Raw genomic sequence first — 24405 nt, 5'->3', positions numbered from 1 at the left:
GATGTGCGTACATTCCCGGTGAAAAACATGCGTGGCAAGCCAAAAAGAGGATATGCCTTTTGATCCTGCCCGCCATGGCGATCCGTTATGTCTGCTGTACCGGTGTGAGGTTTTCGAGGACTCTTGGGTCCATGGTGCTGTGGTATCCGGGCCCGATGTCCCAGCCGACAAACCGGTCCGACCGGTATGCCACCAGGGTATCCGTGGTAGCAACGGGTACCGTGGGGATATCCTGGGCCAGAAGATCCTGAAGCTGGTATGTCATCTCCTTTACCTCAACCGGGTCCGTGGTATTCTTTACCCGGGCAACGAGGCGGTTGTACTCAGGGTCATTGTAGTTGTAGTAGTTGGTCTCCTGCAGGGGAGTGACCGCAAAATTGCCCAGTGCATCCGGGTCATCGTGGAGGAGGACCGGGAAGGAGTCAATAAAGACCGGGTTGGCATTGACCGCGTTGCGGTACTGGGTGGCGTCCTGGTAATTGAGGGTGCTCACGCTGATCCCGAGTTGTGCCCAGTCGTTCTTGAGGACCGCAATGATCTTATCGTTCACATCGGCGCCTTTGGTGCCCAGGGGGATGGTGATGGTGACGGGGTTACCATCGGGTCCAATGAGGACCCCGTTTGCGTTCCTGACAAAACCGGCCTGTGCGAGGAGTTCCTGCGCCTCGGTCAGGTTATAGTTGTACATCCCGACATCGGCCGGGTTAACGTAATCCCCGGCGAGATCCGGGATCAGGAAGGTTGTCTCCGTGGGCCGGCCGGTGCCAAAGAGGGAACTGATGGTATCCCGGTCGATCGCGTGGCTCATCGCGTGCCGGAACGCGGAGATGTTTGCCGGGTACTGGGCCATGTTGAATGCAACTTCACAGGCTCCGGTGTCGTTGATCGAGTAGATGGAGATGTTAGCATTGCCGGACAGGCTCTGGGCAACGGCGGGAGTGAGGCCGGAGACCACATCGATCTCGCCGTTTTTGAGCGCGAGAACCTGGCTGTCGGCGTTTGTGATCACCTTGAGAACCACACCGGGGATAGTGGGAACCCGCCCGTGGTAATTTTCATTGGTGGAAAACTGGTAATACCCGGGAGCTGCCTGGGCAAAGACAAACGGCCCGGTCCCGATCATCTGGTTGTCCTTGTAATGCTGGGGATCGGAGATGTTCTGCCAGATATGCGCAGGCGAGATGGTGATCCCCGGGGTTCTTGAGATCTGGTCGAGGAATGCGGAGTACGGGGTCTTGAGGTTGAAGACTGCCGTGTAATTGTCAGGGCATTCCACGGACTGTACGTCAGAGAGAACGTAACCCATGGTCAGGTTGTTGGCTTTCATGTAATCGTTGGTGAACTTGACCTCGTTGCAGGTGAAAGGAACGCCGTCGCTCCATGTAGCGTTCTGTACAAGGTCGAATGTCCAGGTCTTTGCATCCGGTGAGACACTCCATCTCTGTGCGAGCGCGGGATCGAAGATGCCGTTCCGGTCCTTAATCACAAGCCCTTCGTAAATAAGCGAGCTTCCCGGGACACCGCCTTTCTGCATGTTGCTGGTGTACATGAGCGATGATGGGGAATCGACCGGGATGATGACATCATTGGCAGGGACGCCGGTCAGGTTTCCGGTATCTGGGGACGTTGAAACGCTGTTCGTGCATCCGGCAACAAGACAGAAAACCAGGATGCCCGACATACAGAGGGCATAAATAATACCGGCACGGTATGTCTTTGTTTCGGAGAGTACTGTACTTTTCATCAGGTGTCCTCAGGATTAGGTAACTATGGAATCGCAGTGATCAATCGCAGCCGGAGTTATTTAACTATTTTTCTTTAATTTTTTAAAAGAGTATATAGTAATGAATTTACAATCCCGATAATTTTGTCAATTATCTCGTTCCCTGTGGGATAAAACCGCGCAGCCCTCAGGCCTACGGTTTTGCTCCTCAATCCGGGGCCTAACCGGGCTTTTTTCCCTCGAGGTCAGGTGGCGAACACAAAACCGGGATCATTTTGTCCACCACGAAAATTATCCCCGCGACTTGTGGCGAAAATCAAAAACTGGCCAAATTGTGGGGGATTATATTATCCTTTTAGCGGTGCTCTGTAAAGGGTATTTTTGGTTGAACTTTGTATCATTCGGTACCCAATCGGGCCCCGGGGGGTCATTATTGGCCAGTACCCGGATTTTTTCTCGTAAGTATATAACGCCCCTCTTTCCACAGCTGATTCTTTGATGAATAGTTTAAATGATTATAAATGTCAAACAATTAACAAATGATAATTGTTAAATATTGACAATTACAATAGCAGTGCTGGCATGGTGGTTTGATCCCATGAAATTGATCCACCACTGCATATAGATCTCTGAAGAGGGAAAACATGCATTATCTGAAACGTATATCGAAAAAAAATGGAGACGTGGCAGTCTCGCCGGTTATTGGGGTGATGCTGATGCTTGTGGTGACGATCATCATTGCGGCAGTGGTCAGCGGGTTTGCCGGGGGATTGGTTGGGGGGAGCACCCAGAAGGCCCCGACCCTCTCCATGAATGTGAAGATTATCAACATGGGGAGCTGGGTCGGGAGCGGGTTCTTTGCGACCGTGACCGGTGTCAGCGACCCTATCCAGACCAAGGATCTCAAGATCGTTACCTCGTGGTCGACTACCAAAAAGTATGATCCGGGATATCCTTCAGGTTCTGTAGCGAGTAATACTGCCATTGGTGCGACATTCACGGGCGGCAACACATCCGTTCCCCTGACCCTGAATGCCAATCACATGGCTGGGACTGGCACCTATAATGCTATAGCACCGTTCGGGTTCGGTGCTGGCATTAATGGATCGACAACGATCAGTGATGTTAACCCTACGATGCCGACATTCCTGCAGAATTTCGGTAACTATTCCCTGCAGTCGGGGACCAACCTCTACGCACAGCCATCCGGGGCCGTAAGCTGGGCCTATGTTGGTGGTGAAGCGGGAGCAACTAGCAGTACAAACGGTTATGGGGTAAGTTCACCGTTTGCCTACTCCAGCAACTATTTCACTTCAAGCTATGTCGATCCCACACAGGCAGTACTTGGTCTTGGATGGGAGAACCTACGGCCCGGAGATATCGTGAATGTGCGGATCATTCATATCCCCAGTGGCAAAGCGATCTTCGATAAGGATGTCGTAGTGACAGGGGCGGCGTGACCATGAGACAGGAAAAATCTTATACTCAGAAAAAGTACGGCGATCACGCGGTATCCCCTGTGGTCGGTGTAATGCTGATGCTTGTGGTGACGATCATCATTGCGGCAGTGGTCAGCGGGTTTGCCGGGGGCATGATATCAGGTCAGAAGAAAGCACCGCAGGCAACGATCCAGGCCACATACAGCCAGTCCGGAGGTATGACGATCACCCATGCGGGTGGCGATCCGCTTGCAGCAACGTCCCTAATGTTTACGGTCTCGGATAACCCGGAGTTCGGACAGGGCCTCAGTGCCGTGACTACGCAGGTGCTCAACACATCTATTATTACGGATGCAAACGGCAATGCTTTGAAAAATCCGGATGGTACCTCGAATCTTACCTCATTCAAGGCCGGCGACTCCCTGTATATCAACCGGACCTACATCGATCCCCAGTATTTCCAGCCTGCGGTGGCCCCATGCGACAGGGGGTCATCTTATTCCGGTACATACGGATACATTGGGGATTCCTATGCATGTACGGGAAATAATGACGTATATGCCATAAAATGGCTGGGCACCGGCTGGGGCTACGACGGATCAAAGACTGCATTCTGGAACCTCGTATTTGTGAACCCGAACAATGTTGGAAAGACGTTCTCGCTCACTGTATCTGACCAGAGTGGCGACACGATATCGCGGACCGACGTGACGATCACGCCGTAGAGGGAGGTCGGACAACCATGTATATCGCACGTGCACAAAAGGGAAAAAACATAAAATCAGGAAATGACTGGGCTGTCTCCCCGGTGGTAGGCGTGATGCTGATGCTCGTGGTCACGATCATCATCGCAGCGGTGGTCAGCGGGTTTTCCGGCGGACTGATTGGCGGTAACAACCAGAAGGCCCCGACCCTTGACATGGATATTAGTATTGCCAACAACGGCTATTGGTCGGGAAGCCATTTCTCCGCCAAGGTCATTGGTGTGGAATCGGGTATCTCAACCCAGAATCTCAAGATTGTAACTTTGTGGAGTAAAACGCTAAGTAACGGAACCCAGGTAACCGGCGGTGCAACGATTCTGCCCGGGACTACCAACACGAACCTGACGTACCAGCCATGCACATTCATGGAATACGGAGTCTGGCAGTTTAACTCCCCCCTGGGATACGGAACAGGTGTCAATGGAACCTCGTGGCCATGGCAGCCGTACGACCCGCCGGCAGGAGCCACACTGGGTAGCTCGTACAATCTTGCACCTGGCGACTCAAGGGGCAGTGCCCAACAATGGTTTGGGAATTATAACCTCGTGTCAGGTACCACCATGTATGCAGAACCGTTCGGCCAGGGAGAGGGACCCGTAGGAGATCAGGCCGGAACAGCTTTCCCCGTAGGCTACGGGATCAACACCGCACCCTATTCATACTCCTATGGGGGTGACGGTGCAACCTACAACTTCCAGCCCGGCGAAACCGATGAAATGATGGCGGTTCTCGGCAGCAACTGGAACGTTCTCATGCCCGGGGACACGGTCTCGGTCAGGGTCATCCATATACCCACCGGAAAGACGATCCTGCAGAAGAACGTGATCGTGGAGGGATGAAATCATGAAACATTCAAGAGAAAATGCGGTCTCTCCGGTTGTTGGCGTGATGCTGATGCTCGTAGTGACGATCATCATCGCTGCACTTGTCAGCGCCTTTGCCGGTGGCATGGCAAAGACGAGCGATAAGCCCCCGCAGGCAACTATCCAGGGAAGCTTCAGCCAGTCCAGCGGTCTCGTCCTGTACCACAATGGTGGGGACACGCTCACTACAAAGCAGCTTGTCATTACCCTTACACCGAGCAGTGAATTCGGCGAAGGTCTGGACAGGACTGCGGTAATTTTGAACAAATCATTGATCACCGATGCAAACGGCAATGCATGGCTGAATGTTACCGATGGGACTATTGGTGTTCCGGCATTTGCTCCGGGCTCATCGATGTATATTAATGTGACCAACCTGCAGATTATCGGATCGCAGAGCGGGGCGGGGATGCTGTTTGCCACAACGGGTCATGGTTCACAGTGGCCTACATGGTGGGCAGAATCCCTTATGAACCCAGCCAATGTGGGTAAGGATATCATCATAGAGGTTGATACAACCACCGGCCAGATGGTCTCAAAGGTGAAAATTCCGATTAAGCCCTGATTTGTAGTAAGTGAAAAAAGATCGGATAACGACATACTTGGCTATTAAGCCGGTTACCATGACTGGAACATATTTTGTCTCGTCATGGAAACACTATTTTTCCCATTTTTGCAAAATAATTTTCTGCCAGACCATTTCCATACCCGGCAAAAAAAGACCAGTTTTCTCTCCAAATCATCCATAATTCAGGTGTGTTAATTCAGTTACCGAAAACTTTTGTTTTGGCTATCTGAAAAGTTCACCAAAGAATTGCAACTACCTGTCATAAAATTTAAAACATATGGTTACAAATTACATTCTGTTAACTATGTGCATTGGAAACACCTGTGGCGGCATGACCGAGACAACGATCTATTCTGCCGCATCCGGAAACCCGACCCTGTTTGTTGCGGGAGCAGCAGCAGTCGCCGCCGGGATTGTGCTCGTATTGTTGCTGGTAAAGTATAACATCATCCCGCTGAAAGGAATTCAGTCTTGTCACGGGATCGCCTTTTAATCATTGGTCTTGTTGCAATCTGTGTGGTCTGTGTCGGGATCGCACTCTATGCAACAACGTCCACTGTCCCGGGATCTTCGCCAGTTGTACTCACCGTGATGATGCCGTACGATCAGGGTATGAGCTCCACCCTGACCCATCTGGCCACGGATTACGGCAAAAGTCACACCACGCAGATCAACCTGATCAGTGTGAAAGGCCGGCAGGCTATGGTTGACGAAATCCTCAGTGGAAATCAGACCCCAGACCTGATCATTATAGAAAAGCAGTATCCCCTGTTCAACCTGACAGGATTAGAGACCCTCCTGTCAGGCGGTTTTGTGGTCAATAGTGACTATCTCTATACCACTGAAGCAGTTCTCGTAGTCCCTCAGGGAAGCGCGATCCACTCTCTCGCAGATATATCCGGGAAGAGGGTTGCGATGGTCAACCAGACTAAATACGCGGCCCCGGGAGGATGTCTTGCAGGGTATATTGTTGCCGACGCGAATGCTTCCGTAACACCGTTCATGGTATCAGGGGTTCCCGAGGCATATGCAGCAGTTGCCAATTCTTCGGCAGATGCAACCAGTATCTGGATGTCGGATTACTCCATGCAGCAGGCAAGAACCGGTGATAATCTCTCCGAAGTTCCCCTACCCCAGTACGGCATGGACAATTACATCGTGCTTCTGAAAACATCCGGTCATCCAAAAGAGGCAGCATCATTCATGGATTATATCGTAGCGCACAAAGACGCCTTTGGCAATACCTGAATATATCCCTCTTTTGTAGATCGCTGTAATTAAATTCCCTTTTGGGAATCGCCCGTGTATTTATCTGCCGTCAGGATCGATATGAAGTAACTTCCCGTTCCTTATCATCTCGCGCCACCGGGCCCACTGCTCATCCATCTGCCGGACATATGCTGCCGATTCCCGCTCCTGTTTGTCGGGCACTATGATCCCGGCAATGCCGCCGTCCCGGAACCAGAGGCGCCGGGATCCAATGAGGGCGAGCACGGGGTCGTGCGTGGCAATAAACGTGATCTTCTCCTTTTGTACCAGAAGTTCGAGCGCTTTTCTCCGGTCTATCCCAGCGTTCTCGATCTCGTCGATGAGGACAATGGGCGAGGAGCTCAGGAGGGCAGTATCGGCAATCATCAGCGCCCGGGACTGCCCGCCGCTCAGCTGGGTGACCGATACACTCCCGGTAAATTTCTCACCGCTCAAATTGTTTGCTGCTACAAGTATGGCCCGGACTATCCCGTCCGGATCCGGGCTGAGCCGGGATTCTGCATGGAGCAAAAGGAACTCTTCTACGGAAAGGTCCACAACAAAATTCATCTGCTGCGAGAGCTGGGCCACCAGTTTCTGCCCCGTGGATTGTACAGCTGATGGGGCAACGGGAGCACCGTTGATGAGGATACGGCGCCCGGTAACCGTGTCGCCCTGCGCAAGCGACTCGATGTCAGCTAAAAACCGGCTCTTTCCCGAGCCGGTAGGACCTACAATGCAGGTCACTTCGCCAGCCCGGCAGGTGATTGCACCACCCTCTTCCTGCCCGGACTTGTCCCTGCCACCGGTGATCGTGAGCGACCGGACCTCAGCAATTCCCGTACCGCCACCCCCTCATTGTTCCCCGCTCCCGGAAGGAAACTCCATCCGGCGGACATTTCCTATCTGGTAGGTGTCGCCCACCCGGGTCTCCCCTAGGCAGTAGGAACAGAGCGCAGCCGGCATTGCAAACCGGAGTTCCGAGCCTTCAAGCGAGTCCGCGTCCGGGATTTCGTGAAGGTGCCGCATCAGGCTCGTGTTTCCCTGGCCAGTGAGGCCGTTCATCATCACGATCCCGGCCCGGGGATTCGAACGCGAGACCCGAAAGGTAAAGACCTCGCGTTCGGCTTGGGAAACGATATCGCCCTTGGTGATCACAACAATATCTGCGAGTTTGAGCATAGGCCCAATCTTTTTTGGCGTGTTTACCCCGGAAAGGACATCGATGACGCAAAGTGCTGTAATGCCCCGGATATGAGGCGAGCACCGGCAGCAGAGACCGGCGCTTTCCGTGACCAGGAGATCGAACCCCTCACGTTTTCCCCATATTACGCAGGCTTCGATGTTTGCCACAAAGAAATGATCGGGGCAGAGACCTCCCGATAAACCGGTGCTCACCGGGATCTGCGCTTTCCGGTAAGTTGCCGGGTCATCAGACGAGATACAGTCAAATTTGGCCACACCTGCACGGACCCCGGCAGCCTGCGCTGCTTTTATGATATGGAGGATGACCGCAGTTTTCCCGGACGAAGGCGGGCCGGCAACGGTGATCAGTTTCATGGGGATTTTCCGTTATAGATCGCAGCAAATTCGCGGCCAAGCATCTCGGTCTCCTCGCCGATATCGTGCTCCCGTATGTAATCCCAGCCGATCCAGTTGAAAGCGGCATCACGGGGGACGCACGGCGCGGCACCTGCTGCCATGCTCGGGAAGTGTACGCCAGAGAGAAGCGATCCGGTCTCTTTTCCGGCAAGATACGAGATGAGTGGATCAAGATCCTCTCGGTGTTTTCGTTTGACAATCATGGTAACGGGGCTTACAATGGCGCCGTCATCAGGCCAGACAATGGTGACATCCTTTGTTTTCTTTGCAAGGTTGGCAAAGAAAAGCGGCATGATCGAGACTGCTGCCCCACCGGCCTTTGAGCCGGCATTTTTGACCATCTGCGCAGGATGAACCGCGGAGGCGATCGACCGGGCAAGCGTGCGAACGCCGGAAAGGCCGGTCTCCTTGTAGAGCGTGAGGAGCACGGTCTCGCAGAAAAACCCGTCCTGTCCACGGATCGCAACAGATTCCTGGAATTCCGGCAGGAGCAGATCGGTCCAGCGCTCTGGGATCTTCCGGTCCCCGATCCTGGTATTGTCTACTACCATGACATCGATGTTTGCGCCCAGCATTGAGTAGTACCCATCCGGGTCGCGGAGATCGAAGTTATCATAGGGTATATCCGCGTGTTCCATGACATCGGAAAAATACTTTTTCTTTCGGAAATGGTCAAAGAAAAACCGGTGATAGTACCCGTTCAGGCCCGGGGAGATTACGATATCCGGCATATCGGAAAGGTTCTTAAATGCCGGGATGTGGTTATAGTAGGCAAGCTGGTTGTTCGCGTTGGACTCGATGAGGTACGAGAACGGGGGGTTCCCGCGCCACTTACGGGATATAAACTGCGCAAACGCAGAATCAAAAGGGATCTTGACCGGGCAGGGCATGAGACCCAGAAACTGCAGGTCACGCTGGTTGTAGCTACGGGCAGCAAGCGTTTTGTTCTTGGGCGTGCGGTATGCGACAACATGTTCCTTTGCGAGAGCTATAAACCCGATACAATCGATTTTTTTGTCACAGAGCGCATCGGCAAGGGTGAGGTACACTGCGTTTTTCGATCGGCTCGGAGCATCTTTGAGTTCGGCAAGACCGTAGGATTCAAAGAGATGCTCTAATTCTGGGTACCGGTTGAGCACTGACCGGATGGAATGATCCGGGATGATGTAGATCGGATCCTCGGGATTCTCGTCCATGTATTTCTTTTCCTGGCCGATGGAATGGCCGTGTATCAACTATTCTGGATTACTTTTCACGGAAAATTAGATAAAGTACGTGATAGAGTGAGTGTTGGTGGGAGAAGATTTCCTGATGGCCGGTTTTCCTGTTCTTGGAAAAGATCGACCACGGGAATAGCACTGACAGGGCAGCTTATCCCGACCCTAAAAAAATAAGCCCGTAACCTCATCTGATTGTCCCTCTCGAAATTTCTCACCTTAATAAGCCTTTTTTTTAAACCAAAATACGCCCGAATTGAGCCCCATATAATGCCCATAAGCGGCCCAAAAACGCGAAAAAACAAACAATTTTTTTATCCGATTTAAAAAATAGAGCCAATTTAGGCTTTTTTAAAACGTGGCCCATACGGGCCCGGAATGGCATAACCCGGATTATATCTCTGGAGGATCAGTACACCTCTCACGGGCTGGACAGGAATTTTCCCGCAAACGCCGGATCTCAACCGGATTTTTTTGGAAAATATTATCGATAACGTTGCCAAATTTTTCCTGGAATGTTCGATGACATTGGTGAATTTTTCTCGGAATTGCCAACTCGCGACTCTATCTTTTTTTACAAATTCCCGATTAATCGGTTATTATCTCATTAATTCCCTTACATCAATTTCAGGAATCCACTGCTTGCGCACGAAGTCCATATTGACTTTTCCAGAAATGTCCGGATGTTACTCCTTCATTAAGATCTTTTCTTGGATAATGGGATCCTGATAAGTTTCGCGGTTTATGAGGGATTTTTCACCTCTGTAATAATATCAAATCAATCGTCGACTTATCAAAACCCGGCCAGAGAAAAATATTATAGTATTTTTGCGGTGGTGTCTTTGTAAAAATTATCTTTTTGCCACTAAAACAAGCGGATCGATATCTGCAAGCGAGTCCATCCATGCCAGGTCTGCGACGTTTGCCCGCTCGATTGCCGCATTTGCCTCGCTTATTGCCCGGTTTGCATTCACAATGGCATTGTTTGCATTCTGGATCTTCCCGTTGGCCTTGTTGATGGCCATCCAATCATTAGCCGGTCCCGGACCTGTTGCTCCTGGTGCGGCCTGCAGGGGAATATCCGAACCGGTACTGCCTTTTTGTGCCTTCCTGAAAGGTACTGACGACGGGTAAATGTTTAGCGGCTGCCGGATATAACTGCGGGAATCGCTCCGGTCTACATACCAGGACCGCATGAGGAGCCGATCTTCCGGAGTGAGGGGCCTGCAGAGAATATCAGGGATATCGGGTGGGGACTGAAGCTTCTGTTTGACTTTTGCCCGATTCATCAAGGCGGGGATAATCACGAGAATAAATTCAAGGGAGATAAAGATCGGTACAGTAAAGACAATAATTGTCAGGAGATCAGTACCCATGTTTTTGTGTATCTGGTGCAGGGGTTAAAATAATCTTCTGTGATAATTTCATACATCGTTACCCCTGTGTGACAATTATACACTTACTGGCATATTCCCCTGATGAGTGGGGAGAACTATTTCAAGTCGGCCTTTTATTTTATTTTTCTGGCATTATTCTGGCATTTACATCAAAAGATATATTGTCTCTGAAAAAGGAATTTACCTTTGATCGGCGATGGGTTGGCGTCAAAAAATTGTTGATCTCTTTTTTGAGAGCGAGGACCCCCCCCGGAGCCACCCTGCCTCGTCCCGAGCCTGGACTGCCGGGTATCTCGTAAAAAACCGTTATGAACTCCTGGAAATAACCAAAAGCGACCAGTATGTTACCTATACTGCACGGGACCAAACAGCAAAGAAAACACTCTCGATCATAACCGTACCGGATAATCTCGTGAATGATGCGGGTGCCGTCCAAGACTTCATGGACGGGGCAGACGAGTGGGTGAGCCTCGGTCACCATACCAATATCGTTTTTGCCGATTTTGTAGAGATGGTCGATGGCAGGCCCCTGTTGTTTTCTGAATATACCGGGAACGGGGTCCTCAGGCAGTACCTGAAATCTTTTCCTCTCGAAAAAACGCTGGACTTCGCCATCCAGTTCTGTACGGGTATGGAATATGCCCATGAGAAGCTGGAGACGTTTCATGGCAGCATCAGGCCTTCCAGCGTGATGGTGCAGAAAAATCCCGTCTTCAGGTTCGGACACTGCTATAAGATCCGGGATTTCGGTATAGCACAATCATTTCCCCAGGATCCCCGAATTGTACATGGGAAATATCCTGCCGATACCGGGACTTTTTCTTTTACACCCCCGGAATTATTCCCGCAAAAAATCAAGGAGAACTTTTCTTTTCACGGTACAGCATCCACAAAATCCGATATCTATGCATTTGGTGTCCTGCTCTACGTGATGGCAACGGGAAAGATGCCTTTCTATGGGCCAGATGAGATCTTCTGCGGGTGCCCCGAGCGCCCCCTGTCCTCAAATCCGAAGGTACCGGAGAGCCTGGACCGGCTGATCGGGAGATGCATGAAACGGCGGCCGGAGGACAGGTATGCCGATTTCGGGGAAATAAAAAACGAACTAAAGCGGGTCTTCAGGGAGCTGACCGGGGAAGAGTACGCAGTCATCGGCAGGAAGGATTCCTGGGCGCATAACGATTGGAACAGCACCCGGGAGGTATTTGTTGAGCCGGACTCAGCGTGTTTCGATGAGGTTGTAACCGCCTTTGAATGCTCGATCCTCCTTGAGCCGGAGAACATCCAGTCGCTGGTCAACAAAGGGGATTTCCTCGCAGAACTTGGCCGGTTTGACGAGGCGGTGTCTGCATATGCCCGGGCGCTCGAACTGTCTCCCAATGATGCCCGGGTATGGAACAACAAGGGGACTTTACTTGCCCGGTGCGGCCGGCTAAAAGAGGCAGTGTCAGCGTATTCCCGGGGACTTGAACTTTCTCCCGGCGATGCCCGGGCATGGAACAACAAGGGGGTTTTGCTTGCCGAGCTTGGCCGGCTCGAAGAAGCGGTAACAGCGTATACCCGCGCACTTGAACTTGCCCCCGCGGATGTAAAGATCTGGAATAACAAGGGTGACGCGCTTGCCGAGCTTGGCCGGTTTGACGAGGCGGTATCCGCGTTCCGGCATGTCTGTACCGTGGATCCGGAAGATACCGATGCGTGGTACTCTACCGGGGGATCTCCTGCCCCCCTGGGCCGGTTTGAGACTGCGCTTGCGTTTGAAACCCCCCTGCCAAATCTGCCCCGGGAAAACACATCCCGGCCGCGCGAGGCGGAAAAATGGTATTGCGAAGGGGAGTCGCTTGCCCGGCGCGGTAAATTCGAAGAGGCCGTGTCAGCGTACGATCATGCAATCACGCTGAAGCCGGATTACGCAGATGCCTGGCTCAACAAAGGAACCGCGTACGGGATTTTAGGGAAAGATCGGGATGCAGTCCGCTGTTTTGGGAAGTTTGTCCAGATGGCACCGCCGGAATCCGCAGCACAGGTCAGAGAGGTCGAGCAGCTGATTGGCCAGATGAAACCGTAAGGCATATTGAGTCTGGGGGGAAATAGGGATTAACAATGATTTGTGGGACCAAGATACAGTGATTGGGATAAAAAGTATTGGGTGCAATAGAGATTGGCGCAGCGCCTTTAACCAGTGGCACTTTATTTTAGGAAAAGAACAATGAGTTTCATTATTGTTTTGGCCCGGGTAAGCAGCAGCCGTCTCCCAAGGTAAGGACATGATTTCCGTTCTTTATGTTGACGATGAAGCAACCCTCCTTGAGCTGACCCGGCTCTTCCTGGAGTACCGGGGTGAGTTTTCCGTTGATACAAAACAATCTGTCCAGGAAGGCCTTGACGCCTTAAAAGTACGGCAGTACGATGCCGTCATATCCGATTTCCAGATGCCGGGGATCGATGGCCTTGAATTCCTCCGGAATGTCCGAACAACCTTTGGCGACCTCCCCTTTATCCTCTTTACCGGTAAAGGGAGGGAGGACGTGGCCATCCAGGCAATAGATGACGGCGTGGATTTTTACCTCCGGAAAGGCGAGGATGCACGGTTGCAGTTTGCCCGGCTGGAAAACCGGATCAAACTTGCAATAGAACGGCGTACTCCCCGGAATGTCCCGGCCAGTCCTGGCATCCTTGTGGCCGAGCTGATCAATTTTTTCCCCGATGCCACCTTTGCGATCGATAAGGAGGGTACCCTTATCGGCTGGAACCATGCAATGGAAACATTGACCGGGGTACCGGCACCGGAGATCCTTGGCAAGGGAAAGTACGAATATTCCCGGGTGCTGTATGGAGAACCGCGGCCGTCCCTTGTCGATCTTATTTTCCGGTCCGATGCAGATGCCGGGAACTATTACCCTCTCCTTGAAGAATGCGAAGGAGGTATCCTTGCATCCGAAACCCGGCTGAAGATTCCCCGGCTTTCCTCCATTAAACTGTCCTGCAGGGCCATGCCCCTCCGGGACCAGAACGGATCGGTCATCGGTGCCATTGAATCGCTCTCTCTTCCTGTCCTGGAACTGCCGGATCCCCGGCATGCCGGTGTATCGCATGAGGTTCCTGCAGCACGGGAAGAGCCTGGTGACCACTGGCAGAAGATAGAGGAGGTTGTCGCCTCTCTCCCCGGAGTCGTGTACCAGTACTGCTCCCGCCCCTCCGGGGAAAACGAGGTCCATTTTATCAACCGGCCCGCAAGCGAAAACATTCTCGGGTTCGATCGTTCGGATGGGGATTTCTTTAGCTGGGTTGCCCGGCACATGCACCCGGATGACCGGGAACGTTTTACCTCGGCTACCGATGGGGCACAGGAGGATGGCGCATCGTGGAACTTCGAGGGTCGGTTTATTAAACCATCGGGGGAGACTATCTGGATCTGGGGGATGGGAAACCGGTCCGTACGCGGGAACGAACAGAGCTACGCAGGGATCTTCCTGGACATTTCTGCACGGAAAAAAGCCGAACTAAAAGTCCAGGAATATGAAGAGAAGTTCCGGCTGCTTGCCGGGCACTCGCGTGAACCCGTTCTTGTTGTGGATTTCGGGGGTTCGATCCTCTTTGCCAACAGTGCTGCGGCCCGGATTTTTGAGACCCCGGACAGCGCCTCACTGATCGGCAGAACGGTCATGGATTTTATCGCACCGGAATCCCGGGATGCACTGGCGCAGGAATTCGTGCAGGCATCACGGGGATCCGGCACCGGCCCGGCAAACTACACCATGCTTTCAGCCCAGGGGAACCTGATCCCCGTGGAAAGTTCCGGGACCGTGGTCCTGTACGAGGGAAAAATTGCCCATTTCCTGTCCCTGCGGGATACGACGGGAAGCCGGACCCTTGAGGGTGCCCTTAAGGAAGGAGACGAAGAGTTCCGTCTTCTCTTCGACCATATGGATGAGCCGGTTGCCCTTTGCGAGATCGTGTATTCCGGTGGCAGCACCGCGTCGGATTACCGGATCCTTAAGGCAAATGATGCGGTCTGGCGCACACTTGGCGCCAGCCGTTCGTCCGTAATCGGGAAGACCAGCCGCGAAGCCTACAACACCCCGGAGCCCCCGCACCTGGACATCTACGCCCGGGTAGCAGCTACCGGCAAAACGGAAACGTTCGAGCGGTATTTCCCGGAACTCCAGAAACATTTCCGTGTATCGGTGTGTTCTCCGGGAAAGGACCGGTTTGCCACGATCTTTTACGATATCACGGAACATAAAAAGGCGGAGACTGCGCTCTTACAGGCAAACCACCAGCTCAACCTGATGGCAAGTATCACCCGGCACGATATCCTCAATAATGTCTCGGCCCTGCTCGGGTACGTTACAATCCTGCGCATGAAGTTCCAGAACCCTGCGCTTTCCTATTATTTCACCAAGCTCGAAGACATCACGACTGCGATCCAGCACCTGATCTCAGATACCCAGATGTACCAGAATTTCGGGATCGCCGAACCGAAATGGCTGGAGGTGAGTACGCTCATCCGGCATCTCCAGATCCCCGAAACAATTGTGCTAACCGTAGATCTTGCCGATGTCGAACTCTATGCGGATCCGCTTCTTGAAAAAGTCTTCTTCAACCTTTTGGATAATTCAATCCGGCACGGCCAGACCGTAACGGAGATCCGGGTCTCGTCCCGCCACAATGACGACCGGCTGGTCCTTTCCTGGGAGGATAATGGTGTCGGGATCCCCAGTGAGGAGAAAAGTAAGATTTTTGAGAAAGGGTTTGGGAAGAACACCGGGCTTGGTCTCTTTTTGTGCCGGGAGATCCTTTCGATCACAAATATTTCCATCCAGGAGACCGGCGAACCGGGCCGGGGCGCCCGGTTTGAGATTACAGTTCCCCCGGGCGGATACCGGCTCACCGATACCCCGAACTACCCGGTGAACTCCTCCCGGTCAAAAAGCCCCGGGATCGGGCAACAACAGGTAAATCCGGACTGATGGTGGACATGTACACGATTCTTGTGGTAGACGATACCCGGCATGTTGCTGACGTATTTGTTACGATGCTTAAAGAGGGAGGTTACTGTCCCCTTGTCGCGCACAGTGGCCAGGAATGCCTGGATCTCTTAGCCACAACAATGCCGGATCTCCTCCTCCTCGACGTCATGATGACGCCCATGGACGGCTGGACTACGCTTGAAAAGATCAAGGAAGATCCGGCCACGTTGGATCTTCCCGTTCTTATGCTCACCTCAAAACTGCTTACCCCGGCACAGGCAGAGCAGTACAGTGTCCTTATCGAGGATTACGTTCTCAAGCCGATCACCAATTTCGAGCTCTACGATACGATCGAACATGTGCTCCGCCGCCGGCAGGCCATCCTTTCGGATGTGGAAAGGGCCCGTCGGTGCGGGATTGATGGCGAGGTTATCAGCGAATATGCCCGGCTCGCAAAGAGCATTGAAGTCAACCGGCGCTTCCTTACAATCCTTGAAAATACCTACAAGCCCGACAAACCGCCTGTCCCGGTCAGTGACAACATCCTCCAGGCACTAAAAAACCTTGAGGGCCATCTCAAAACCCAGGAGGCACGCCACCGGCAGATCAAAGAGGAGATCAAAAAAGCCTCCCGCGAGCCGGTGCCGAAGCCCCGGTACCGGTAAAGGGTAAACCCGGTTACCATGATGCCCGTTACTGATTCCACCCTCTTTTCCCGGCCCGGTTCGATCTTGGAGGAGACCCTTACGGAGATCCGGGATATTCTCGGCAGCAATTTTGAAACGATCACAATCGAACGGGTTGTCATCGGGATCTTCTTTACCGGCATCAAACTTAGCGACGGCTCCGGTGGGATCTGCTTTACTCCCATAAAGGAGATCCCGGATGCTGTCTGCTGCCCGAGCTCTGCCCGGGCAATGCCGTACCCGGGAAAATTTACCGGGAAACCCGCCGCGGATTTTATCCGGGATCTGGCCGGGGCCCCGCCCCTGAAAAAAGCGGTTGGCGTTGCTGTCATCAATGCCCTCGCGGAGTCCTGCAGGAAACGCCGGCCTGATGATGCTTGCGTGACCGATGCAGGGAAAGATGCACTCGAAACTCTCCTTCTGCCGGAAATGGGATATGTGGTGGTTGTCGGAGCGCTTGTACCGATTATTAAGCGCCTGAAAGTCCGGGGAAAACCGTTTGGGATTCTCGAACTCGATCTGCGTACCCTCAAACCCGATGAATTGCCGTTTGCCATCCCACCAGGGAAAGCAGATGCAGAGATCCGCAGGGCCGACATGCTTGTCATTACCGGCACAACCCTTCTGAACAACACGCTCGAACCCCTTCTTGCCTCGGCACGGCCCGGTGCAGAGATCGTTGTCGTGGGACCGACCGCGAGTATGCTCCCCGCCGCATTCTTCCGGCGCGGTGTCACGGTGCTGGGAGGAGATGTTGTTACCGATCCGGACCGGCTGCTCGATACGATAGCCGAGGGCGGATCAGGGTATCATTTCTTTGGAAAATCTGCGGAGAAGACCCTCACCCGGCAGCGGTAATTTCTGCGTTTTGTGCCGCCCTGTTTTTTATTATATTGCGTGGGTTTTGAGGGTTTTCCCAGTATAAGTTAAACTTTTCAGTAAAGTTAACAAATAATAATTATCAAACGTAGGGTTGAGGGAATCCCTTTGCCGGCGATTCCGACAAAATTTCGTGACCGTACCCGAAGACAGGGAAGGGAATCAATCATGAGATGCGGCTATTGTGAACGGGCCTGCGATATGCAGGAAGGACAGAACGGGTATTGCCGGATGTACCGGAACAGTATGGGTGCGATCACGGAAAATTACCCGGACCGGTATCTCAATATCTACCCGGTCTCCAGCGAATCCATCCCGATGATCCACTTTTACCCGAACGGTATCTTCCTGTTGATCAGTACCATGGGCTGTAACTTTGCCTGTGACGGCTGTATCTCAGAGTTCCAGACCACCCGGCCCGGGACTCTGCAGGAGGTACTTGTCCCGCATCCCCCGGAGGAGATCCTGTCGATTGCCCGGGAGTATTCCTGCCGGGGTATCACGTTCTGTCTCAACGAACCTGCCGTGTCCTTTCCCACGTTTCTCCGGGTCGCAAAGGCAGCAAAGAGCGCGGGGCTCCTTGTCGGCTGCTCCAGCAATGGCTACATGACACCGGAGACCCTGCAAAGCCTGCTCCCGTACCTGGATTTTGTCAACATCGGCCTCAAGGGATCATCGGATGAGCGGTACCGGGAATGCGGTGCCGTATCATCCGCCCCGGTCTACCGGAACCTGAAGATCCTGTACGATAATGGCATATCCGTAGAGGTCTCGGTCATGTACCTTAATGGGAGGGAGCAGGAAGTTACCGGGGCCGCAGAGCGTGTCCGTGCGATCTCGCCATCCATTCCCTTCCAGGTCATGCGTTTCATGGCGACGCATCCGGATCTCGAGCCGATCGCCCCGACGCGGGCACAAGGGGAAGCACTCTGCACGACCCTGCGGAACTACCTTGATCACGTGTACCTGTTCAATACCCCCGCGACAACGGAGCTCGACACCCGGTGCCCGGTCTGCGGGAAAATTCTCATCCACCGGGTCTTCTTTGGGCCCATGGCAGCACGGGTACTATCCTGTCATCCTGACGGTATATGCAGCTGCGGATACCGGTTCCCGTGTACGGGTACGATCGATCCGATATTCGAAGGAGAAGTCCAGGTTCTTGGGGGATATCGCTCAATCATGGGGGCGCGGGTCGCAAGCGGTATTCTCGCTACCCTCGGGGTCACCGATGAAAAAGTAATTGACCGTGTTTCAAACACGCTGATTACAAACGGCTATCTCACCGATTTTTCCACCCACACCGGCAGCATAGATGCATATCTCGATATGGTCCGGTACCTTGCAACGCTCGTTCACCGGGAAGAGCGGGCGGACCGGCTCGCCCGGTACATCTTGGATGTGAGGGACGAAGTGCAGGAAAAAGCGCCGGTTACCGGGAAGCCCCGGGTTTACGCAGTGCTCAGCCACCCGCTCTTCCCGCTATACGCGGCAAAGCCGGTAAACCAGCTGATCGAGATTGCAGGGGGGAGAAGCCTCAACCGCGAGCTCGGCTTCACGGAAAGTAAAAATCCCGAATATTCCGTCGAGGAAATCAACCGGCTTGACCCGGAGGTAATCCTCGTATCAGGCCATTTTGCCCCCCCGGTTTCCGATTTTATTACAACCTGCCGGGATCTCGGGATTCACTGCCGGGCACTTGATACGAATCGTGTGTATATGCTCAACAGCAGTCATGCGGACGGGACAATAAGCTGGGCACTGGGTCTCATGGATGTAGCAAACTGCCTCCACCCGGCGCAGTTCCGCTACTCGCTTGCCGGTGAGCAGGAGCGGTATGAGCGTGAGATGGAAGGTACACTTTCATAAAAAGCAGGTTCTTACCGTTTCGCAAATGACGCGATCAACCAATGGACCTCACAGGAAAACCTGGAATCAGGATAAAGGAGATGCAGGAGTTTTGAAATGACGGAGGTAAGAAGTTGCGACAAAACCCCGGAGTCTGATTTCGATACCGTGTTTAGCGCAGATGATTACCTGTATTTTTATGCGGATTCTATCCGGGACGAGTTTACCGATGAGCAGATCGCATTCCTAGTACAGGAACTCGCGCTGGAGAAACGGATGAAGACTCTCGACCTTGCCTGAAAATGTTTAATCATTGTATTTAATAAATACCGAAATCAATACAATTATTCGGATATGATCCCGGATCTCGTTCTGCCAACCTGTTCGGCGGTGACCCAAGAGCGGACATACTGGCGCGACCGGTGGAAAGCGCAGCGTCTGGCCCTGCTTGAATCACGGAAAAGTGAAGACAACAGTTTCTGGAATGATAAAAAAGGAATAAAAAAACATTTTATCGGTGATCTTAACGAATGGAGGGAGCAGGCAGAGACCCGGATCAATGGAATGGGAATAAAAAATGGCTCACGGGTTCTTGAAATCGGGGCCGGAACTGGGGTTCTCAGCGTGCCTCTTGCTGCACGCGGGTGCGAAGTCATCGCAGTGGAACCCTCACCCCTGATGGGAGAAGCCCTTACCGAGTACCAGCGAGGGCAGAAAACCCGGGAGATCACCCTGATCCCAAAGCGATGGGAGGATGTGACACGGGAAGATCTCGGTGAGCCGTACGATGCAGTCATCGCATCCTACAGTCTCATGGTTGCCGATATCGGTGAGGCCGTTCTAAAAATGCAGCATGCCTGCCGTGGCACCACCCATATCTTCTGGTTTTTGACCCAGCCGCTCTGGGCGCAGGTCAATGCCGGGGTATGGAAAGAGATCCATGGCACCGCATTTTACGGTGAGCCAACTGCGGACTGCCTCTGGCAGGTGCTCTATGAAATGGGGATTTATGCACATCTCTCGGTTGAGGGCGGGTGCAACCCGGCGTACTATCCCTCCATCGAAGAGGCGGTCACGGAATTCCACGATCGCATGAACTGCACGACCGCGGAACAGGATGCAATCCTCCGCACATACTTCGCCCGGACACTGGCAAAAAGCGAAAAAGGATATTTCTTGAATGGCCGGGCGCTCGGTGCCCACATCTGGTGGGCTGCAGTAGATCAGTAGCCGGTAATCGAATGCAGATGAAATCTCCAAACAAAGAAGGGGTTATGTAAAAAATGCCCAAATCCATAAAGCCGGAACGTCTTTTCACCTCCCCACTATCGGGATCTTCACCCTTTCCCCGTGATCCATTCTTCTGGAGGGAGCAGTGGCGGCAGCTGAAACTGGCTCATTGCGCTGTCCCGGTATATGGGAATGCCCGGCAGTTCTGGGCAAACAAGGAGATGATCAATGCCGTTTATATGAAAGGCAGAAAAAAGCATGACAGGGATGATGAGACCCGTGCAGCCGCCCTTAGTGTTCCAAAAGGAGCCCGTGTTCTTGATATCGGGACCGGGCCGGGAACCTACGCAGTGCCGCTTGCGGCCCGGGGGTGCCGAGTCACGGCGGTTGAACCGTCACCGGTTATGCGGGAAGCTCTTGCCGAAAACATGCGCGAGCGGAATGCCGAAGATATCAGAGTAATCCCCAAGCGCTGGGAAGATATCACGGTACAGGAACTCGGGGAACCGTTCGATGTCGTCATTGCCTCATATTCACTGACCATGATGGATATCGGTAAAGCCCTGGCAAAGATGGTGGAGTGCTGTGCCGGGACCATCCATCTTTTCTGGTTCATGACCCCTCCTGCATGGGTTCAGGTAAACAGGGATCTCTGGCCGCTTCTTCATGGCGGGGAATTTCCCGGTGAGCCTACAGCAGACTGGCTCTGGCAGGTGCTTTGCGAGATGGGTATCTATGCCAACCTCGAAGTTGAGACGAAATTTCCTCCGTCAGTCTACGCGTCCGTTGACGATGCAGTTGCTGAGTTTTCCGGGAGACTGAAATGCTCAACAACCGCCCACGAGGAGACTGTCCGGAATTATTTCCAGTCCGTATTGCGTGAGGAAGGAGACGGTTTTGTACTGGGGGGCGAGACTCTGGGGGCCCACATCTGGTGGACGCAGGGACAATCTGCGGTGAAATCAACAAATATCCGGGGTTCGGGATCCCGTAAATCCCGGAATACCCCGTGACAAGGATAGTGACCGAAATGAGCGACTACGACATACTATTCAACAAAGCAAAAGAGTTCCACGGGCACGTCTGCCCCGGCATTGTTCTTGGGACACGGCTTACCCTCGCCGGCCTCCGCGAAGTGGGGATAAATCCCCACGAACCGATTCACAACCTGATCGTGTTCATGGAGATCGACCGGTGCGGCACCGATGCCGTCCAGGCCATTACCGGCTGTTCCCTGGGCCACCGCAGTCTCAAACACAAGGATTTCGGGAAATTCGCTGCAACGTTTGTAAATACCACGACCGGAAAAACTATCCGTGTCTCGGTCCACGAGAAGAACCGGGCCGAACATGACAAGATCGATCGAAAAGAGCTCATCACGGTACTCTCCTGTATTCCCGAAGAAGAGATCCTGAAGATTGAACAGGTCCGGCTTGCCATCCCCCGGGAAGATCTCCCCGGGCTTCCCGTGGGGAATGCAGTGTGCAGTGTATGCGGAGAGCAGATCTCCGATAACCGGCAGATTGTCCGGGATGGAGCTGTATTCTGCAGGAACTGTGCCGGTGAATCGTACTACACGGTCATCCCTAGAAAATCTGCTTGATCTGTCTCTGAAGATCATAGAATCGGTCCGGGAAAACGATCCCACATCTGATTTTTAAGGATACGGCATTTTTGATCTTCTTTCCGAATCCTTTCCTATGGTTGGTGAAAGGATCCCAGTTTTTCAGTCTCTCTGTTGCCTTGAGACTTTACTCTGGGGAACTATCCGCGGGAAATCTACTGAGTTCTCTCTCCTTGCTGCATGACTGTTTGCCGCTGTACCTATTCCATGGTGGCTCGTGAGGCATAAAAATTAACTTAAGTCTCTTGACAAAAGAAAGGTATTAACCAACAAATATGTACTTATATCTCCAAATATGCATCAAATACGCGAGAATTTCTCATAAAATCAAAGGATATCGCTTATGTTAACAAAGAAAAATATTTAATATGGTGCCATCAATTGTGAAATATGGCGGAAGACCTCATACAGGCCGATATCGGTCTCTTCCCCCGGAATGTAGGGCCAGGTACCGGGGTATTTACATGGATCATTCTGCTCTCGCTTGTCCTTGCAGACCTTTTCCTCCTTGACATCCTGACCACTCAGCTCATCCTGCATATGGGCGGGATGGAACTCAACCCAGTAATGACGGGGATTGTTACAACCCCGGCCCTGCACATTCTTCTCAAAATAGGCATTGTCCTCTGTATTATCCCCGTTGCACTCAATGCAGAGGCCCGAATAAAAGGATCGGGCATGGCATTGTATGCAGCGCTGATCGTGATGTACACAATTGTCGTCCTTAACAATACCTCGGTGCTCATCCCTCATATCCTGGGTTACCTTGCAGGGTAACACGGTGAGAAAAAAGGGAAGGGCCGTAACGGAATGTACGGCTTCAAAACACGTTTGCTTCCGAGAAGACCGTGACCTGCGTCTGCTCGATCGCGTAAGGCTTGATCTCCCGGGAATGAGACGACATCCGCATCTTGACCACTTCAAGCGCCAGGTAGACATCGGTGAGATCGCTTGAGCGGACATAGCGGAGCAGGATGACCGTATCTGCCAGGTATTCGATGAGTCCGTGACGGCTCGAAAAGACATTGTCGCTGTTGGTCTCGGAGGTCATCATCATGGTGCAATTCTTTTCCCGCAGCCCGTCGATAAACCGGAACATTTCGCGCCGCCTTTCGGCATCGCTTGAAAAAAGGTCTTCAAAGAGCGAGATCGGATCGATCACCACCCGGCTCGCCTTTACCTCGCTGATCAGGTTGGGGAGCTCGTTTTTGATCCGGTTGTTCGCGAGGTTGAAATCCGTTGGGTCGAGCTTGATGATAAAGAGGGATTTGTTGAGGTACGGCTCCACGTCCCAGCCTTTCTGTTTCATGTACTGGAGCAGGCGGTCCTCCCGTTCTTCGAGGCTGATATAGATCGCCCGCTCGCCCCGTTTAAGCCCGTCCCAGATAAAGTTCAGCGAAAAGGTAGTTTTTCCGGTACCGTACGTCCCGATGACGGCACAGATGTTCCCTGCAAGCAGCCCGCCTCCGAGCATTTCGTCAAGCCCGGGGATTCCCATTTTCACCCTGTCGCTGTTCATATGACCATCCTGATATTGCTCACTTCAAATCCCCCGGTGGTGGAGATCCTGACGGCAAATTTCACCAGGTCCTGCTCTTCGAGATGCGGCATGACCCCCCGGAACTTCTCGAAATACATCACCCGCTGGCGCCGCGAGCCGGTGCTCTCCTCCCACCGGAACAAAAATACGGCATCGGCGATATCGGCCAGTTCGATCTCCTTTGCCTGTTCGATGATCCCCCGGCTGAGCAGCAGGTAGATGGCCAGGCGTTTTGTCTTTGCAAACCGCTGGAGGCCCCGGAGAAAACCGGTCAGGTCTGCCCAGAGATTGGGAAGGTTTGTCTGGGTTGCAATATCGGTGATCGAATCGAGGATGATCATAGTCTCCGGCTCTGCTGCCGCAAATATTTCCGTGAGCCGCATGAAGATGTTGGCATGTTCGGAGCGCTTCTGGAGCCGGGTCAGCGTATCACTGCGGCTGTACCAGGAGTCCGGCACAATGCTCCGGTCGAAATAGAGATCCGAGAGATCCTCAAACGCGATCCCCTCCATCCCGCCGGGCACTGAACCGGTGGGAAACGACTGGACGATCTCGCGCCTGATATCGGCCTCCAGCCGGGTAAACGTGATGTACAGGATCTTTTTGGGGTACAGGATACCGGCCCCGGGAACCCGGTGCATCTCTGCAAGGGAGTTTACCGTGGAGCTGTAGGCAAATTCGTAGTGTCCGGCCCCGATATCGCCAAAAAGGAGGGTCAGGGTTCCCGGCGGGACGCCCCCATCAAGGATAGGATCGAGCGATGCGATCCCGGTGGGCATTCTGGTTTCCTGTGATTCCTGCATC

The 24405-nt window shown here is 53.0% G+C and carries 23 protein-coding genes; 16 read left to right on the top strand and 7 right to left on the bottom strand.

Annotated elements, in window-relative coordinates; all coding sequences use genetic code 11:
* Positions 1-85: 85 nt before the first annotated feature.
* A complete protein-coding gene (locus MBOO_RS12420; protein WP_012107953.1) occupies positions 86-1744 on the bottom strand; it encodes an ABC transporter substrate-binding protein in 1659 nt (552 codons plus the stop codon).
* A gap of 662 nt (positions 1745-2406) precedes the next feature.
* On the opposite strand from MBOO_RS12420, the gene MBOO_RS12415 reads away from it, so the two are divergent.
* From MBOO_RS12415 to MBOO_RS13250, 6 genes are all read left to right on the top strand, one after another.
* A complete protein-coding gene (locus MBOO_RS12415) occupies positions 2407-3183 on the top strand; it encodes a type IV pilin N-terminal domain-containing protein (protein ID WP_332306245.1) in 777 nt (258 codons plus the stop codon).
* A 2-nt stretch (positions 3184-3185) separates the two neighbouring features.
* Entirely contained in the window at positions 3186-3887 is a 702-nt protein-coding gene (locus tag MBOO_RS13255) for a type IV pilin N-terminal domain-containing protein (RefSeq protein ID WP_012107951.1), read from the top strand.
* Positions 3888-3904: 17 nt separating this feature from the next.
* Positions 3905-4765 carry a type IV pilin gene (locus MBOO_RS12405; protein ID WP_012107950.1) on the top strand — a complete coding sequence of 287 codons (861 nt, stop codon included), beginning with the start codon at positions 3905-3907 and terminating at the stop codon, positions 4763-4765.
* Positions 4766-4769: 4 nt separating this feature from the next.
* A complete protein-coding gene (locus tag MBOO_RS14100) occupies positions 4770-5354 on the top strand; it encodes a type IV pilin N-terminal domain-containing protein (RefSeq protein WP_012107949.1) in 585 nt (194 codons plus the stop codon).
* 307 nt (positions 5355-5661) lie between these two features.
* Positions 5662-5850: a hypothetical protein gene (locus tag MBOO_RS14005; RefSeq protein ID WP_157677704.1), complete on the top strand. Its 189-nt coding sequence runs from the start codon at positions 5662-5664 to the stop codon at positions 5848-5850.
* Positions 5829-6605 carry a substrate-binding domain-containing protein gene (locus tag MBOO_RS13250; RefSeq protein WP_012107948.1) on the top strand — a complete coding sequence of 259 codons (777 nt, stop codon included), beginning with the start codon at positions 5829-5831 and terminating at the stop codon, positions 6603-6605. The genes MBOO_RS14005 and MBOO_RS13250 overlap by 22 nt, the downstream gene beginning before the upstream one ends.
* Before the next feature lie 60 nt (positions 6606-6665).
* On the opposite strand, the gene MBOO_RS12390 is transcribed toward MBOO_RS13250, so the two are convergent.
* The 4 genes from MBOO_RS12390 to MBOO_RS12375 form a co-directional block, all read right to left on the bottom strand.
* Positions 6666-7373 carry an ATP-binding cassette domain-containing protein gene (locus MBOO_RS12390; RefSeq protein ID WP_083756213.1) on the bottom strand — a complete coding sequence of 236 codons (708 nt, stop codon included), beginning with the start codon at positions 7371-7373 and terminating at the stop codon, positions 6666-6668.
* Between the two features lie 87 nt (positions 7374-7460).
* Positions 7461-8165, bottom strand: coding sequence for a GTP-binding protein (locus MBOO_RS12385; protein ID WP_012107946.1), 705 nt, complete (start codon positions 8163-8165; stop codon positions 7461-7463).
* Positions 8162-9403, bottom strand: a complete 1242-nt coding sequence (locus MBOO_RS12380) for an ABC transporter substrate-binding protein (protein ID WP_012107945.1) — start codon at positions 9401-9403, stop codon at positions 8162-8164. Before MBOO_RS12380 ends, MBOO_RS12385 begins: the two co-directional genes overlap by 4 nt.
* 872 nt (positions 9404-10275) lie before the next feature.
* Positions 10276-10800: a hypothetical protein gene (locus MBOO_RS12375; RefSeq protein WP_012107944.1), complete on the bottom strand. Its 525-nt coding sequence runs from the start codon at positions 10798-10800 to the stop codon at positions 10276-10278.
* A gap of 217 nt (positions 10801-11017) precedes the next feature.
* Here MBOO_RS12375 and MBOO_RS12370 point away from each other — a divergent pair, with 217 nt between their 5' ends.
* The 10 genes from MBOO_RS12370 to MBOO_RS12325 all read left to right on the top strand — a co-directional run bounded on the left by MBOO_RS12370 (position 11018) and on the right by MBOO_RS12325 (position 22838).
* Positions 11018-12889, top strand: a complete 1872-nt coding sequence (locus MBOO_RS12370; RefSeq protein ID WP_012107943.1) for a protein kinase family protein — start codon at positions 11018-11020, stop codon at positions 12887-12889.
* Positions 12890-13088: 199 nt separating this feature from the next.
* Positions 13089-15794 (top strand): PAS domain S-box protein, encoded by a 2706-nt coding sequence (locus MBOO_RS13245; protein ID WP_012107942.1) that lies wholly within the window; start codon positions 13089-13091, stop codon positions 15792-15794.
* 8 nt (positions 15795-15802) lie between these two features.
* On the top strand, positions 15803-16459 hold the full coding sequence (locus MBOO_RS12360) for a response regulator (protein WP_048068776.1): 657 nt from the start codon (positions 15803-15805) through the stop codon (positions 16457-16459).
* Between the two features lie 18 nt (positions 16460-16477).
* Entirely contained in the window at positions 16478-17338 is an 861-nt protein-coding gene (locus MBOO_RS12355; RefSeq protein WP_012107940.1) for a DUF364 domain-containing protein, read from the top strand.
* A 189-nt stretch (positions 17339-17527) separates the two neighbouring features.
* Positions 17528-19228 carry a radical SAM protein gene (locus MBOO_RS12350; protein ID WP_012107939.1) on the top strand — a complete coding sequence of 567 codons (1701 nt, stop codon included), beginning with the start codon at positions 17528-17530 and terminating at the stop codon, positions 19226-19228.
* Positions 19229-19324: 96 nt separating this feature from the next.
* Positions 19325-19507 (top strand): hypothetical protein, encoded by a 183-nt coding sequence (locus tag MBOO_RS12345; protein WP_012107938.1) that lies wholly within the window; start codon positions 19325-19327, stop codon positions 19505-19507.
* Between the two features lie 54 nt (positions 19508-19561).
* On the top strand, positions 19562-20437 hold the full coding sequence (locus tag MBOO_RS12340; protein WP_012107936.1) for a class I SAM-dependent methyltransferase: 876 nt from the start codon (positions 19562-19564) through the stop codon (positions 20435-20437).
* 53 nt (positions 20438-20490) lie between these two features.
* The gene (locus MBOO_RS12335; protein ID WP_012107935.1) at positions 20491-21450 is read left to right on the top strand and encodes a class I SAM-dependent methyltransferase; all 960 of its coding nucleotides are present in this window, start codon (positions 20491-20493) and stop codon (positions 21448-21450) included.
* A gap of 17 nt (positions 21451-21467) precedes the next feature.
* Positions 21468-22040, top strand: a complete 573-nt coding sequence (locus MBOO_RS12330) for an FmdE family protein (RefSeq protein WP_012107934.1) — start codon at positions 21468-21470, stop codon at positions 22038-22040.
* A gap of 411 nt (positions 22041-22451) precedes the next feature.
* A complete protein-coding gene (locus tag MBOO_RS12325) occupies positions 22452-22838 on the top strand; it encodes a DUF5658 family protein (protein WP_012107933.1) in 387 nt (128 codons plus the stop codon).
* Between the two features lie 43 nt (positions 22839-22881).
* On the opposite strand, the gene MBOO_RS12320 is transcribed toward MBOO_RS12325, so the two are convergent.
* Both MBOO_RS12320 and MBOO_RS12315 read right to left on the bottom strand, forming a co-directional pair.
* Positions 22882-23580 carry a KaiC domain-containing protein gene (locus MBOO_RS12320; protein WP_012107932.1) on the bottom strand — a complete coding sequence of 233 codons (699 nt, stop codon included), beginning with the start codon at positions 23578-23580 and terminating at the stop codon, positions 22882-22884.
* Complete coding sequence (locus tag MBOO_RS12315; RefSeq protein WP_012107931.1) at positions 23577-24404, bottom strand: RAD55 family ATPase; 828 nt, start codon at positions 24402-24404, stop codon at positions 23577-23579. The genes MBOO_RS12320 and MBOO_RS12315 overlap by 4 nt, the downstream gene beginning before the upstream one ends.
* Between the last annotated feature and the right edge of the window lies 1 nt (position 24405).

This window comes from Methanoregula boonei 6A8 (assembly GCF_000017625.1).
GTDB classification, from domain to species: Archaea; Halobacteriota; Methanomicrobia; order Methanomicrobiales; family Methanospirillaceae; genus Methanoregula; species Methanoregula boonei.
This window is presented reverse-complemented; position numbering and strand designations above follow the sequence as displayed.

Excerpts from the sequence above, each read along its gene's own strand:
- MBOO_RS12315 (WP_012107931.1), bottom strand. The coding sequence starts at position 24,404 with ATGCAGGAATCACAGGAAACCAGAATGCCCACCGGGATCGCATCGCTC.
- MBOO_RS14005 (WP_157677704.1), top strand. The coding sequence starts at position 5,662 with ATGTGCATTGGAAACACCTGTGGCGGCATGACCGAGACAACGATCTAT.
- MBOO_RS12360 (WP_048068776.1), top strand. The coding sequence starts at position 15,803 with ATGTACACGATTCTTGTGGTAGACGATACCCGGCATGTTGCTGACGTA.
- MBOO_RS12330 (WP_012107934.1), top strand. The coding sequence starts at position 21,468 with ATGAGCGACTACGACATACTATTCAACAAAGCAAAAGAGTTCCACGGG.
- MBOO_RS13245 (WP_012107942.1), top strand. The coding sequence starts at position 13,089 with ATGATTTCCGTTCTTTATGTTGACGATGAAGCAACCCTCCTTGAGCTG.
- MBOO_RS12340 (WP_012107936.1), top strand. The coding sequence starts at position 19,562 with ATGATCCCGGATCTCGTTCTGCCAACCTGTTCGGCGGTGACCCAAGAG.
- MBOO_RS12345 (WP_012107938.1), top strand. The coding sequence starts at position 19,325 with ATGACGGAGGTAAGAAGTTGCGACAAAACCCCGGAGTCTGATTTCGAT.
- MBOO_RS12385 (WP_012107946.1), bottom strand. The coding sequence starts at position 8,165 with ATGAAACTGATCACCGTTGCCGGCCCGCCTTCGTCCGGGAAAACTGCG.
- MBOO_RS12355 (WP_012107940.1), top strand. The coding sequence starts at position 16,478 with ATGATGCCCGTTACTGATTCCACCCTCTTTTCCCGGCCCGGTTCGATC.
- MBOO_RS12420 (WP_012107953.1), bottom strand. The coding sequence starts at position 1,744 with ATGAAAAGTACAGTACTCTCCGAAACAAAGACATACCGTGCCGGTATT.
- MBOO_RS13255 (WP_012107951.1), top strand. The coding sequence starts at position 3,186 with ATGAGACAGGAAAAATCTTATACTCAGAAAAAGTACGGCGATCACGCG.
- MBOO_RS12370 (WP_012107943.1), top strand. The coding sequence starts at position 11,018 with ATGGGTTGGCGTCAAAAAATTGTTGATCTCTTTTTTGAGAGCGAGGAC.
- MBOO_RS12380 (WP_012107945.1), bottom strand. The coding sequence starts at position 9,403 with ATGGACGAGAATCCCGAGGATCCGATCTACATCATCCCGGATCATTCC.
- MBOO_RS12335 (WP_012107935.1), top strand. The coding sequence starts at position 20,491 with ATGCCCAAATCCATAAAGCCGGAACGTCTTTTCACCTCCCCACTATCG.
- MBOO_RS12320 (WP_012107932.1), bottom strand. The coding sequence starts at position 23,580 with ATGAACAGCGACAGGGTGAAAATGGGAATCCCCGGGCTTGACGAAATG.
- MBOO_RS12405 (WP_012107950.1), top strand. The coding sequence starts at position 3,905 with ATGTATATCGCACGTGCACAAAAGGGAAAAAACATAAAATCAGGAAAT.
- MBOO_RS14100 (WP_012107949.1), top strand. The coding sequence starts at position 4,770 with ATGAAACATTCAAGAGAAAATGCGGTCTCTCCGGTTGTTGGCGTGATG.
- MBOO_RS12375 (WP_012107944.1), bottom strand. The coding sequence starts at position 10,800 with ATGGGTACTGATCTCCTGACAATTATTGTCTTTACTGTACCGATCTTT.
- MBOO_RS12350 (WP_012107939.1), top strand. The coding sequence starts at position 17,528 with ATGAGATGCGGCTATTGTGAACGGGCCTGCGATATGCAGGAAGGACAG.
- MBOO_RS12325 (WP_012107933.1), top strand. The coding sequence starts at position 22,452 with ATGGCGGAAGACCTCATACAGGCCGATATCGGTCTCTTCCCCCGGAAT.